This is a genomic window from Priestia sp. 10L35 (genome assembly GCF_056395685.1).
Genome location: NZ_JBFTKA010000005.1, coordinates 133,854 through 147,007, shown reverse-complemented (window position 1 = coordinate 147,007; position 13,154 = coordinate 133,854). Strand labels below are relative to the sequence as shown.

General features: G+C 38.4%; 15 protein-coding genes. 7 read left to right on the top strand and 8 right to left on the bottom strand.

Features of this window, described 5'->3' with window-relative positions; genetic code table 11:
• Window positions 1–71: 71 nt before the first annotated feature.
• Window positions 72–317, top strand: coding sequence for a ferredoxin (locus tag AC1DEF_RS19010; protein ID WP_097824235.1), 246 nt, complete (start codon window positions 72–74; stop codon window positions 315–317).
• Between the two features lie 112 nt (window positions 318–429).
• On the opposite strand, the gene hxlB is transcribed toward AC1DEF_RS19010, so the two are convergent.
• The 3 genes from hxlB to hxlR form a co-directional block, all read right to left on the bottom strand.
• Window positions 430–987: a 6-phospho-3-hexuloisomerase gene (gene hxlB, locus AC1DEF_RS19005; RefSeq protein ID WP_013055598.1), complete on the bottom strand. Its 558-nt coding sequence runs from the start codon at window positions 985–987 to the stop codon at window positions 430–432.
• Between the two features lie 10 nt (window positions 988–997).
• Window positions 998–1,627 (bottom strand): 3-hexulose-6-phosphate synthase, encoded by a 630-nt coding sequence (hxlA, locus tag AC1DEF_RS19000; RefSeq protein ID WP_013055599.1) that lies wholly within the window; start codon window positions 1,625–1,627, stop codon window positions 998–1,000.
• Window positions 1,628–1,895: 268 nt separating this feature from the next.
• On the bottom strand, window positions 1,896–2,261 hold the full coding sequence (gene hxlR / locus AC1DEF_RS18995; RefSeq protein ID WP_013055600.1) for a transcriptional activator HxlR: 366 nt from the start codon (window positions 2,259–2,261) through the stop codon (window positions 1,896–1,898).
• Window positions 2,262–2,513: 252 nt separating this feature from the next.
• Here hxlR and AC1DEF_RS18990 point away from each other — a divergent pair, with 252 nt between their 5' ends.
• Together AC1DEF_RS18990 and AC1DEF_RS18985 are read left to right on the top strand one after the other, a co-directional pair.
• Entirely contained in the window at window positions 2,514–3,095 is a 582-nt protein-coding gene (locus tag AC1DEF_RS18990) for a hypothetical protein (RefSeq protein ID WP_043980198.1), read from the top strand.
• Window positions 3,096–3,111: 16 nt separating this feature from the next.
• Window positions 3,112–3,435 carry a DUF3243 domain-containing protein gene (locus AC1DEF_RS18985; protein ID WP_013055602.1) on the top strand — a complete coding sequence of 108 codons (324 nt, stop codon included), beginning with the start codon at window positions 3,112–3,114 and terminating at the stop codon, window positions 3,433–3,435.
• 43 nt (window positions 3,436–3,478) lie between these two features.
• On the opposite strand, the gene AC1DEF_RS18980 is transcribed toward AC1DEF_RS18985, so the two are convergent.
• Genes AC1DEF_RS18980 through AC1DEF_RS18970 form a run of 3 tightly spaced genes read right to left on the bottom strand, consistent with a single transcriptional unit; the run spans window position 3,479 to window position 5,877 of the window.
• A complete protein-coding gene (locus tag AC1DEF_RS18980; RefSeq protein ID WP_013081918.1) occupies window positions 3,479–3,664 on the bottom strand; it encodes a FeoB-associated Cys-rich membrane protein in 186 nt (61 codons plus the stop codon).
• Between the two features lie 15 nt (window positions 3,665–3,679).
• A complete protein-coding gene (feoB, locus tag AC1DEF_RS18975) occupies window positions 3,680–5,650 on the bottom strand; it encodes a ferrous iron transport protein B (protein ID WP_043980190.1) in 1,971 nt (656 codons plus the stop codon).
• Window positions 5,647–5,877, bottom strand: a complete 231-nt coding sequence (locus AC1DEF_RS18970; protein ID WP_013055605.1) for a FeoA family protein — start codon at window positions 5,875–5,877, stop codon at window positions 5,647–5,649. Before AC1DEF_RS18970 ends, feoB begins: the two co-directional genes overlap by 4 nt.
• 175 nt (window positions 5,878–6,052) lie before the next feature.
• Between AC1DEF_RS18970 and AC1DEF_RS18965 the strand changes: the two genes are divergently transcribed.
• The 3 genes from AC1DEF_RS18965 to AC1DEF_RS18955 all read left to right on the top strand — a co-directional run bounded on the left by AC1DEF_RS18965 (window position 6,053) and on the right by AC1DEF_RS18955 (window position 10,050).
• On the top strand, window positions 6,053–6,538 hold the full coding sequence (locus AC1DEF_RS18965) for a GNAT family N-acetyltransferase (RefSeq protein ID WP_078081507.1): 486 nt from the start codon (window positions 6,053–6,055) through the stop codon (window positions 6,536–6,538).
• A 187-nt stretch (window positions 6,539–6,725) separates the two neighbouring features.
• Window positions 6,726–9,101 carry a YhgE/Pip domain-containing protein gene (locus AC1DEF_RS18960; RefSeq protein ID WP_097824234.1) on the top strand — a complete coding sequence of 792 codons (2,376 nt, stop codon included), beginning with the start codon at window positions 6,726–6,728 and terminating at the stop codon, window positions 9,099–9,101.
• A gap of 97 nt (window positions 9,102–9,198) precedes the next feature.
• Window positions 9,199–10,050: a class I SAM-dependent methyltransferase gene (locus AC1DEF_RS18955; protein ID WP_043980186.1), complete on the top strand. Its 852-nt coding sequence runs from the start codon at window positions 9,199–9,201 to the stop codon at window positions 10,048–10,050.
• 57 nt (window positions 10,051–10,107) lie between these two features.
• On the opposite strand, the gene rpoN is transcribed toward AC1DEF_RS18955, so the two are convergent.
• A complete protein-coding gene (gene rpoN / locus AC1DEF_RS18950; protein ID WP_241771363.1) occupies window positions 10,108–11,445 on the bottom strand; it encodes an RNA polymerase factor sigma-54 in 1,338 nt (445 codons plus the stop codon).
• A 212-nt stretch (window positions 11,446–11,657) separates the two neighbouring features.
• Window positions 11,658–12,005, bottom strand: a complete 348-nt coding sequence (locus tag AC1DEF_RS18945; RefSeq protein ID WP_034668472.1) for a winged helix-turn-helix transcriptional regulator — start codon at window positions 12,003–12,005, stop codon at window positions 11,658–11,660.
• A gap of 163 nt (window positions 12,006–12,168) precedes the next feature.
• Between AC1DEF_RS18945 and AC1DEF_RS18940 the strand changes: the two genes are divergently transcribed.
• Window positions 12,169–13,152, top strand: a complete 984-nt coding sequence (locus tag AC1DEF_RS18940; protein WP_097824233.1) for a zinc-binding dehydrogenase — start codon at window positions 12,169–12,171, stop codon at window positions 13,150–13,152.
• Window positions 13,153–13,154: the final 2 nt, after the last annotated feature.

The window sequence follows — 13,154 nt, the reverse complement described above, 5'->3', positions numbered from 1 at the left end:
TTTAAAAAAACCTTCTTATACTGAACGTAACTTTCTGAACGAGAAAGTGAAAAGGTAAAGGAGGTTTTTTTATGGCTTTTACGATGGTAGATAAGGAAACATGTATTGCTTGCGGAGCATGTGGAGGGAGCGCACCAGATCTTTATGATTATGATTCAGAAGGTCTTGCTTATGCGTTGTTAGATAACAACGAAGGAATAAAAGAGGTTCCTGAACATCAGCAAGATGAGATGATGGAAGCGTACGAAGGATGCCCAACAGACTCGATTAAAGTTGCAGAGCAGCCCTTTTATGGAGATGCAACAAAATTCGAATAGGGTTTTTGAAAAAAGTTAACGATAAAGTACATTTAGTTATGCGATAAATAAATATTTGGTGAAATAGAAAGTTTCAAAACAAAAAAGGTCTTGCCTAGAGCAAGACCTTTTTTTATTCTAAATTTGCATGCTTTCCGTACATTGTATGGGTATCAAGTTCTTTCTTCTCCATGAAGCGAAGAATCAGCGCATCGTAAAAGAGAAGAAGCGTTTGTTCAAACAATGATGCCATAGGCTGTACTGTTTGATAACTGCTTTGTTCTTGATCCTTCGGAGCACCGGGCAGCTTCACGATAAAGTCAGCCAGCTTGCCAAGCGTGGAGTCGGGAGAAATTGTGACTACTCCAACTTTTCCTCCAAGTTCTTTTGCTTTTTGAGCGATAGGAATCAAGCTCTTCGTCTCCCCAGAACCTGATCCGATGATTAATAAATCATCCTGCGTGAAAGTGGACGTCACGGTTTCTCCAATGACATACGCATCAATGCCCATATGCATCATACGCATAGCAAACGACTTGCCCATAAGACCTGAACGGCCTGCTCCAGTGACAAACACTTTTTTAGATGAGATGATGCCATTTACAAGCTGCTCAGCTTCATCATCAGCGATTAGAGCTGTTGTTTGTAAAAGCTCATTCATAACTGTTTTTAAATGTTCGCTCGTCTGCATAGAAAACTCCTTAATTTGTAATAAGCTCTTTCATTTGAGAAGCAACTGATTTTTTATCGTCTTGGCTCGTGATTCCTCCGCCAACGATAACAAGATCAGGCTGTGCTTTTACTACTTCAGGTAAAGATTCTAATTTAATTCCGCCAGCAACGGCTGTTTTTGCATTTTTTACAACGCTTTTAATTGTTACTAAATCTTCAAAAGAGTTTTGACCAACAGCTTGAAGATCGTATCCTGTGTGTACACAGATATAGTCAACGCCAAATTCGTCTAGCTCTTTTGCGCGTCCTTTAATATCTTTTACCCCAATCATATCGACAAGAATTTTTTTACCTTGTTTTTTGGCTTCTTCAACTGCACCTTTGATTGACATATCTTCAGCAACACCTAAGATGGTAATGATGTCTGCTCCAGCTTGAGAAGCTTGCTGTACTTCATAGCCAGCTGCATCCATAATTTTTAGGTCAGCTAATACTTTTAAATTAGGAAATGCTTCTTTAATTTCTTTAACGGCGCGAAGCCCTTCATTGATTACAACGGGCGTACCGATTTCCACGATATCAATATGTTCTTCAACTTCTTTTACTACCTCTTTTGCTTGAGAGATATTAACAAGATCTAATGCTAATTGTAATTCCATTCTACTCCACTCCTTACAGAAATGTATAAATACCTTTTGTGCTTTTTTATATATAAAGCAGCTGGTGTAGTTATTGTACCCCCAGTTTGAGGTTCTTAAAAGTACGCACTTTTCCCACAAATAGTGTGGGGAATGATAGTATACAGAAGTATACTAATGGACATATCAGTCTTGTAACCGCTTAATCTTCATTAAAAATGCGGATGATGTTGAGTAACATCATCCGCATAAAAAAATAAAAACTATGGAATAGAAGGAGTAGTTTCCATCATTTAATCAACGTTTCCGCCTTTTGTTCTTGATTGATCAGCACTGTATCACGGTAATTTTTACCCCAATCATACATGGCTGTCAAAATGGGCATTAAACTTTCTCCTTCTTTTGTAAGTGAGTATTCGACTTTAGGTGGTACGACAGGATAAACTTTACGGTTAACAATTAGATCTTCTTCCAGTTCCCGCAGTTGGTTAACCAGCATACGCGGCGTAATATCAGGAATAAGCGATTTTAGTTCCCCGAACCGTTTTGTTCCTTCACGTCCTAAGTGCCATAGTATCAGCATCTTCCATTTCCCACCGATAATAGCAAGCGTTAATTCTTTTTCACAGTTAAATTCCTTATTAAGCTGGCTCAATTGCTTCACCCCTATGACCAATAGTATAAAATTTATTTTAAAGTACTTCTTATTATACCGGTGCTGACAATCCTTTTACAAAAATCCGGCTTGCGCTTTTCCGTTAAAAAAGGGGAGCTTTTTTAATACATAGTTATTCTTGACTAGTGGGAGCAAAAAGGTGGCCTTTAGTCATGTTTTTTGTGTTCAATTGTTTAAATATAAAAAAAGATGGGAATTCACTCAATAACAATGCTAAAGGAGGCAGTAAAAATGGAAAGAAGCCGATCTGAATTACAAAACCCTGCTTTAAGCAACAGCGCAGGCATTAATAACGACGTAGGAATCAATAACAATCCACAGACAGCTAATAGCACTACTGCTGTTAGCACTGGAAAAAGCTGCAGCAGCAAGCTAGTAAAAGGTGTTGTTGTCGGGGCAGTTGTGGGTGGATGTATAACATTACTTGATAATAAAACTCGCTCATCTGTTAAAAGAAGAGCCGTTACATTAAAGGACTCTTCTGCAAACATGATTAATCAAGTAAAAGAGAACCCTCAAGAAACAAAAGAAAAAATGGTGCAGCAAATGAAAAACGCATCGAATCTTTTAAAAGATGCAATTAATGATGCTAAACATTTGTACGAGCGTGTAAATGAAGATTTCTTTAAGCAAGCAGAAGATGTGAAAAGCGTTACGCATGATGCAAAATCGACGGTAGAAGATGCTAAAAGTGATTTACAGCAAATTGGTGAAAAAGTGAAAGATGCAACTTCTGAAATAAGTAAGGAAAAGATGACGCCAGACGAAAAACCAGAAGCTGAGCGTGAAAGAACATACCAGTCTATTCACTAAAAGGGAGATGTTAACTGTGAGTCAAATGAATGAAGGAACTACAAAAGACATGAATAAAATTGAAGAAACGGCAGATAATTTAGGGACGGAGAAAAAAGAAGCAATTTTGCAGAACTTTGATACGTTTACCGATTATTTAAGTCAAAAAGTTCATGTCGGTAAAAAGCTCGGGTTAAGTGAGGAACAATTAACGGCCGCTACAAAAAAAGTGGCTAGCTATTTAGCCAAAAATGAGGAGCCTCGAAACCGAGAAGAAAAAGTCCTTCATGAGTTATGGAAAGTCAGCAGTGAAGAGGAAAAGGAAGTCCTTTCTCATCTCATTTTAAAACTAGTTGCGTAACATTAAAAAAGCATCCCATCTATCAGGATGCTTTTTTAATGTATTAAGATGATTGATTTTGAGCCTCTTGAATCGTTTTATCCCAGTCAATACCGCAATCATCCGTTGCACAAGAAGATTGCTGTGCGCAGCTTGCACATTTTCCCTGAGTACTCTTGCGGAAGAATTTTGTCATATGATAAAGAGCATATCCAAATATCAAAACCCCAATTAAAATGTTAATAATCAATGTTATTCACTCCTTTTAAGAAAAACCAAGTACTTTTCCAATAGTGTGTACAAGCAAAGCTACGAGATAAGCGACAACCAAAGGGTAGGCCACAGCAAATGCTGTCCATTTCAATGAGCCGGTTTCTCGTCGAATAACAGCGACGGTTGCTAGACACGGAACATAAAGAAGAACAAACACCATAAACGTATAGGCTGTTAGCGGTGTAAAGAATGTCTTCATTGTGTCGCCAAGCTGTCCTTCTTGTACTTTATAAATGATGCTCATAGTCGAAACAACCACTTCTTTTGCTAGGAAGCCTGTAATCAGTGATGCTACAGCTTGCCATGTCGCAAAACCTAAAGGGATAAATAGCGGAGCGATAGCACCTCCAATAATAGCCATAAAGCTATTTTCCATATCTACTCCAAAACCGCCAGGGCCAGCGTAAGATGATAGCCAGATAAATACAGAGCCAGCTAAAATAACCGTACCTGCTTTTCGGACGAAATTTCGGCCTTTTTCCCACGTGCTTCTCCAAAGAGTCTTGGCTTGAGGTACGCGGTAAGGAGGAAGTTCAACAATAAAAGTTGATTGTTCGTCTTTAAGAAGCGTTACTGATAAAATTTTCGTTACAACAAGTGCTAAAATAATGCCAAGCAAGTACATAGAAAACACCACAGCTGCTCCGTTTTGTACAAAAAACGCACCTACAAACAAAGCGTATACAGGAAGGCGTGCTGAGCAGCTCATAAATGGATTTACTAAAATGGTCATAAGGCGCTCTTTTCGCTGTTCAATTGTACGCGCGGCCATGATCCCTGGTACGTTACATCCAAAGCTAATAATCATCGGAATAAATGCTTTTCCGTTCAAACCGAAAAATTCCATGATACGATCCATTACTACAGCAATTCGAGCCATGTATCCTGAATCTTCAAGCAGTGAAATGAAAAAGAACAGGACAAAAATTTGTGGTACAAATACTAGTACGCCGCCTACGCCTGCGATGATGCCGTCCACAATTAAATCATGAATAAATGGAGCGGCACCAGCTGCAGTTAGAAGAGAATCAGCGCCTTTACTAAGCGTTCCGCCAAAAAAACCGTCCAGTTTATCAGAAAGAGGAACGCCAATCCAAGTAAACGTAATATTAAAAATCAAATACATTAAGCCAAGAAAAATAGGGAGACCAAGCCACTTATGCGTCACAATTCGATCGATTCGATCTGTGAAGGTTAGAGGTGTTTCGCTGCCCTTTATGATACACTCGCTGGAAATGCGTTCAATAAATGCTGTACGCACGTCGAAGAAATGCTCGCTAAGCGGCTTGGTTAATTTTTGTGCAGCCGCTTTTCGAAGCTCAAGCAGCTCTGAGTAACTCGTTTTTTCTTTTAATGTTGATTCGATTACGCTATTTTCCGCTAAAAATTGAATGGCAATCCATCTGCTGACATCCGCTTTTGTTTGAATCATATGAATTGCTTGTTCAGCGGTTTCCCCGTAATTTAATTGAAATGAAGGGGCTTTTAAATCTTGCTTCAAAGTGGAGAGAAGCTCATTAATTCCTTTTCCATTGCGGGCAATAATTGCAGAAACCGGAATATGTAATGATTTGCTAAGCTTTTCCAAATGAAAAGTTAATCCACGTTTTTCCGCTACATCAATCATATTTAAGCCGATTACTAATGGCTTTCCATATTCCAATGCTTGAATAGTGAGGTGCATGCTTCTTTCAAACTGAGAAGCGTCTACAATATTCAGCATACTGTTAAATTCTCCGGTTAACAAAAAGTTAGTTACCACTGCTTCATCTGAAGAAAGAGGAGTAAAATCATATACACCCGGCAAATCAACCAGCTGGCTGTTTTGCTTTTTAATAGACCCAACTTTCTTTTCAACGGTTACACCGCTCCAATTTCCTACGTATTCATAGGAATCTGTTAATATATTGAATAAAGAAGTTTTTCCTGTGTTTGGATTTCCTAAAAGTGCAATTGTACTCATGCTGTCTCAACCTCAATTTTAGCCGCATCGCGTTTTCGGATGCTAATCATTTGACCTTGACATTCAATAATACAAGGTCCCCCTAAGATGGTTTTTTGCTTCATGCATAGTTCGCAGCCTTTTTTTACTCCAAAAGAAAGAAGGCGGCGTTCTAATGATCTATCTAAAAATTCAATGTTTTTAACTTTTACTTTGTCGCCAATACTCACGGTAGTTAAATTCATCATTCAGCACTCCTGTTAATGATAATCATTTTCAATTTGTATCTATCTCGATTATACATAAGGTTCTAAAATCAATCAATGCTTCTAGAGCGTTACAATTAAAAATATATATTTATAACTATATTTTTCAGGTGAAATTATGTACGATTTTAGCAGCAAATTGTCAGGAGGGATGTGAGTGGAGGTAATCATTCGCAAAATGAGAAAAGAAGATATTACGTCTGTTCAATACGTCGCAAAGATGAGCTGGTATGATACATATGAAGGGATTATTCCTAGAAGCGTTCAGAATCGGTTTCTTTCAGAAGCATACTCCAATAAAAGGCTGCTGTGGCGCTTGCGCAATTCGTTCATTTATGTAGCAACTATTGATGAGAAAATCGTAGGGTACGCTAACTTTTTCCGACTACAAAACAGAGGGGAAATAGAACTAGGATCTATCTATATACTTCCTGCTTATCAAGGAAAAGGAATCGGTTCGCAATTGTTAGAAAAAGGAATGAAGCGCTCGAAGGAATTAAAAATCGTTTACATTAACGTAGAAAGGGAAAACGGAATAGGCCGTGCTTTTTATCAATCAAAAGGTTTCCAGCTCGTGGATGAATTTGATGATGAATTTGAAGGGCACTTGTTAAAAACGATGCGGATGAAGTTAATGATTTAAGCCTATAGCATGAACGTTATCTTAAAAAAGCTGATTTTAAACTTTCTGCTAAAATCAGCTTTTAATTACAGAATAACGATTGACCTTATTCTTGTGAATATGGTAACATTAATCAGAACTTAATGACCGAAAATGTTTTTCGGTCAAACAGTCAGGCGGAAGTAAGGATTATTGGAGGCTAAAAAACATGAATATGATTAAAGGAGAATGGAAAAAAATCTTTTCCAAACCAATGACTATTGTTGTGATTTGCGGATTGTTATTTGTTCCATTACTTTATAATGTCATCTTTTTATCTGCTTACTGGGATCCATATGGAAAAACAGATCAAATTCCAGTTGCAGTGGTAAATGAAGATAAAGGTGCTACGTTAGATGGAAAGAAATTGAATGTCGGTCGTGATTTTGTTGATGATTTAAAGAAAAATGATAAATTTGACTGGAAATTTACGAACAAAGAAAAAGCGTTAGAAGGCCTAAAAAATGAGGACTACTATTTAGTTTTAGAAATTCCAAAGAATTTCTCCAAAAATGCAACAACATTAATGGATAAAGATCCTAAAAAAATGAAATTTATCTATCATACAAATGCCGGAAAGAACTATTCAGGCGCTCAAATTAGCTCAAATGCAGTGGCTAAAATCAATGATCAGATTAAAGAAGCAGTCACAAAGCAGTATGCTGAAACGGTATTTGACAGCTTTAAGCAAGTAGCGGACGGTCTTCAAAAAGCAAGTGACGGTGCAGGAGAGCTCGAAAATGGTTCAAAAACGCTGCGGGATAACATGAAGAAATTAGCAGACAGCACGGTTACATTCGAAGACGGTACAGCTAAATTGGCAAGTGGGTTAACGGATGCACGAAAAGGAGCGACAGATTTAAATGCAGGTGCAGCTAAGCTCCTAAACGGTGCGGATAAGATTAATGAAAACTTAGGCAGTCTAAACAGCGGTTTAGGAAAGTTAGAAAGTGGGAGCGGACAGCTTTATGCGGCTTCTAAAGAACTTGAAACAGGTGCGGGGAAGCTTAGTAATGGATTAGGACAACTACAAGACGGAACTGCAAAACTGCAAGGAGCAACACAGCAGCTCAATGAAGGAACAAAGACACTTCAAGGGAAACTACCACAGTTTACAAGCGGCTTAAATCAAGTGGACGCTGAAGTGAGCAGCGTTACGCAGCAAATTAATCAAGCGGAACAGGAAATTACACAGATTAAACAGCAGGTTGATTCAAAAAAAGCAGAGTTTGAACAGCAGCAGCAAGCCCTCATTGACAGCATTAACAGCAACGAGTCCATTCCTGATGAGCAAAAACAAACGCTGATTGCAGGAATTAAAAAACTCACGTCTCAGCAGTTTATGGATGAACAGCAGCAAAAAGCAGAGCAGCTAAAAGCAAAAGTAGATAAAGTGCAAGAGTTATCAGCAGCGCTTCAAAAGCTCTCTAAAGGCGGAGAAGATATTCAAAGCGCTATTAATAAAATTGCTGATGGACAAAGTCAGCTGTACAATGGCCAGACAAAATTATATAATGCCCAAACTCAATTATACAACGGTGCTGTTAAACTAGCAGACGGAGAAAAGCAGTTCAACAGCAAATTTGCAGAATTAAACAGCGGTATTACTGACGCTCATACAGGAGCTGGAAAGCTTGCTGACGGGCAGCAGCAAATTGTGGATGGACTTAAGAAGTCTGAACAAGGAAGCGCAGCGCTAGCAAATGGTTTAACACAGCTAGAAAACGGGGCAACCAAATTAGCAAATGGTTCTAAAGAGTTAACAAATGGTTCGTCTAAACTATATGATGGTTCATCTAAATTATCAGATGGAACAAGCGAGCTTCATTCATCTTTAGCAGATGGTGCAAAAGATGCAAAAGATGTTAAAGCGGATGATAAAACATATAGCATGTTTTCAAATCCAACGGATTTAAAATCAGATAAACAAAACAACGTAGATAAGTACGGTGTCGGATTAGCTCCATACATCTTATGTATTGGCTTGTTTGCGGGAACGTTAATGTTCTCAGCGGTATATCCAATGAAAGAGCCATCAATTCGACCGACATCAGGCATTTCGTGGTTCTTAAGTAAGTTTAGTGTCATCACTATTGTAGGTATGCTGCAGGCAGCGATTGCTGTTACAGCTCTTCTATGGGGCTTGCATTTAAACGTAACAAGCATTTGGCACTTCTATATCTTTACCATGATTACAGGTGTGACGTTCTTTACACTTATCTTGTTCTTAACAACAGGGTTAGGAAAAGTAGGGCAGTATTTAGCCTTCATTATTTTGCTGCTTCAAATTGGCGGCAGTGCAGGTACATTCCCTAAAGCACTTGTGCCGGAATTCTTCCAGGCAATTAATCCGTACTTGCCTATGACCTATGCAATTCGCGGTTTCCGTGAAATCATCTCAATTGGTGATGATTTCGGCTATGTATGGCATCAGGCTGGCGTACTTGGAATCTTTGCAGCAATCTTCATCACTCTTTCATTGATAATGTTTTATATCAATGCCAGAAAAGAGAAGCATCACACAGAGGAAGAGGCAGCAGCATAATTTAACTAATATAAAAAGAGAGTTCCAGTTTAAAAAGGAACTCTCTTTTTCTTTATGATAGTATAGGTTTACGTATAAAAGAGGGGAACGTGAATGCATGCAGCTTACAAAATTTTCGGTATATGAAAGTGATCGTGTAAAAAAGTGGCAGGAAGGGCTGAAAGAATGGGACGGTTCAATATCGGAACGGATGATAAACGACCGAGCTGAAGATGAATTTTGGCAGCAGTATTTAGAGAAAATGTCTTTTAATTCAGTAAATGACCCTGTAGTAAAACAGCTTCAACAAGAACTTCTTGCTTTTTTGAATCCAAATGACTCTGTTATGGAAATTGGCCCTGGCTGGGGAAATTATACGTTTTCGATTGCTGATTATGTAAAAGAACTTACGTGTATGGATTGTTCGCCAAGCATTATTCGCTACTTACAAACGCAATCAGATGCCCGCTCTAATCTAAAGTTCATAGAAGGTAAATGGGAGTATGAGCGTCTAACAGATAACTACGATGCCGTAGTAGGAATAAACTGTTTTTACCGTATGCATAATATTGTCGATGGTCTCTTAAATATGAACGATTCGGCTAATCGTTTGGCGGTTATAGGCATGTCAACGGGTCCAGAAAAGCCTCACTACGTAGAGTTACATAGAAAGCTTGGGTACGAGATTAAATGGCGCCGTAAGGAATATATTGACTTACTAAATATTTTATATGAACTGGGTATTTACGCAGATTGTAAGCTGGTTCCTATAACCAAAACGGTAACTTATGAGACGTACGAAGATCTCATCAAGAAGAACTCGACAAAGGTGCTTTCTAAAGATATTGACAAGTTAGAAACTGAGAAGATTATTTTACAGCATGTAAAGAAAATAAATGGCACATATGAATATACGTATCAATATCATATGGCTTTTATTTATTGGAAACCGATAAAAAGAACCCGTTGAGTAAAATCAGCGGGTTCTTTTTAGTAGGGATAAAGCTGTAATTTAGAATAAGCAATATTAAAATCGTCGCCGCTTAGAAGAACTTTCAATTCCTGCTTCTTCACGGTATTTAGCTACTGTTCTTCTTGAAATTTGAATTCCTTCGCTGGAAAGAAGAGACATGAGCTTTTGATCTGAAAGAGGTTTTAATTTATTTTCTTCGGCAATTAATGTTTTGATTTTTTCTTTTATAAAGGCAGTAGAATTGCTTTGTTCGCCATCAGTTCGCTCTAAGGAATTGGTGAAAAAGTATTTTAACTCAAACAGCCCGCGTGGCGTTTGAATATACTTTCCGTTAGTCGCACGACTTACCGTTGATTCGTGACAGTCTATTTTTTGAGCAATATCTTTTAAGTTAAGCGGCTTTAGCCCCGAAATACCCATTTCAAAAAAATCTTGCTGATGTTCCACAATGGCTTTGGACACGTTGTAAATCGTCGCATTACGCTGCTCAATACTATTGATTAGCCAAGTAGCTTCATGAATTTTTTCCTGTACGTATCGATCGGTTGTTACGCATGCAGAGCGATGAACCAGCTTTTGATAGGTGCCGTTAATTTCGATGGGCGGAAGCAGCTCGCTATGAAGAATAACATGATAGCGGCCGTCAACTTTTTGTACCGTTACATCAGGCGAGATGTACTTTGTAAGCGGGACGTGGAAATCTCCTGCTGGACGAGGATTTAATGTCCGCAAGCAGTCAACAATTTCTTGTACTTCACGCATCGAAATAGAGTATTTTTTTGAAATGTTCCGATATTTTTTGTTGGCAATATCTTCAATATCGTGTTTTACCACGTCGTATAAAAGAGGAGGCTTTGACTTTTTGGCCTTAATTTGAATAAGCAGTGAATCGACAAAATTTTGAGCGCCCACGCCAATCGGATCAAAGCTTTGCAAAACGTGAATCATATCGTTGACTTCGTTAATTGAAACATTCAGCAGTTCGGCTGCCAATTTTGGCTCAATTGCTAAAAAGCCGTTTTTATTTAAGTTTCCAATTAGAAATTGAACGATGTGTTTTTGGTGTGAGTGTAAATGATTTAGCATAGACAGCTGCTCTAATAAATGACTCTCTAAAGTCACAGTTTGATCAGATATATAATTAAACGGATTATAATCGTCATCGGTATAACCTTTTGAATATGAACGCTGTTCTCGAGTATCAAATGAATCTTTTTGCTGAGAGTCGCCAGCAGACAGTTTAATTACAGGATTTTCATTGACTTGCTGATGAAGATAATGAACTAAATCGGCCGTAGAATAATTTAAAATGTTGATAGACTGACGTAATTCAGGTGTCATGGCCAATTTTAATAGTTGTTTTTGGGATAAATCTAAACCTAATTGCATCATTGAATCACCTATCATTCTTGAGTTTTATTTCGACAATTCTGGCTGCATCGTTCGACATCATCATAGCTGAAAATGCGAAAGAATTCTATAGTGTTGTCAGATGTTCTTACACAGGGGCTAATCGCAAGAAAGAGTAGGAGAATAGATAAAACAAAAACGAATAGCTCCTGGCAATAGCTATTCGTTTGTTTTAACAAAGCCGCTAGGAGAACTTAGCTACAATTTGGGGTGTTTCCCATTCTTCTATCTCCCCATGCGCACATCATATTTAAAATTTCTCGTAAGGTTTCGCCTTCTTCACTGAGTGAGTACTCTACTTTAGGAGGAACTTCATTGTATACTTTTCTATTAACCACACCGTCTTTTTCTAATTCTTTTAGCTGTTGAGACAGCATTTTTTTGGTAATAGCAGGCATAGCTCGCTGAAGTTCACTAAAACGTTTTTCACCTTCTTTTAATAGGCATAAAATAACGACTTTCCATTTCCCGCCGATTACTTCAAGCGTTGCTTCAACAGGTACATTATAGTGGGGTGCTTTCACCGTTAATCCTCCATTCATAAACAGATATGAAATATGGATATAATAATTTAATATCCATAGACCTAGGTTACCGGGAAGGTACCTGGTTACATGAAAGTGCCGTCTTTTGTAAACAACATGTATTTATTATACTGAAAAAGAACTTTTAATTGAAGGAAGAAATGTAAAAGGGGAGATCTTGATGAAAGCTTTACTGCTAGAAGGCAAAGGGAAAGTAAGTGAGATGAAAGTCGGAAATATCCAAAAGCCACATCCAGCTAAAGGTGAAATTTTAGTTAAAATTAAAGCTACTGCTTTGAACCCTGTAGATTATAAAACAGGAAACGGCGGTAATCCTAGTTGGACATATCCTCACGTATTAGGACTTGATTCAGCGGGCGTTGTCGAGGAAGTGGGAGAAGAAGTCACAGCTGTCAAAGTCGGAGACCGCGTTGTATATCATAGCGATTTATCAAAAAAAGGCGGGTTTGCACAATACGGAGTGACAACAGCCCACACAGTTTCTCTTATTCCGCAAGGGGTTTCATTCGAAGACGCTGCGGCTATTCCATGTGCGGGATATACAGCATATCAAGCATTGTTTCACAAAATGAACGCTTCAAAAGGACAAACGATTTTAATTCACGCAGGTGCTGGAGGGGTTGGAGGATTTGCCATTCAGCTTGCCCAAAATGCAGGTCTTACAGTGCTCACAACCGCATCTTCTGCCAATCATGAGTTTGTAAAAAGTTTAGGTGCTGATTATGTAATCGACTACCGTAAAGAAGACTTTGTGAAAAAAGTGCTGGAGCTTACCGATGGAATCGGTGTAGATTTAGTCTTGGATACCGTTGGACGAGACAATGCAGACGAGTCGGTAAAGGCTCTTGCTTTTAATGGTCAAATTGCATTCATCGCAGGACCGCCTAATGTAAACGATGCGATTTCGTTTGCGCACCCACTATCGTTTCATCAAGTTGCATTAGGGAGTGTACATCAGTCTAATAACGTAAAAGAACAGCAAAAACTTGCTGAGATGGGAAATAAAATGCTTTTGCTTTTACAAGAAAATACGCTAAATGCACTCGTGGAAAAAGTCATTTCACTAGAAGAAGTGCCAGCAGCATTAGATGAACTGGCGACTCGTCGAGTAAAAGGGAAAATTGTAGCTGTAATAGATAAATGATA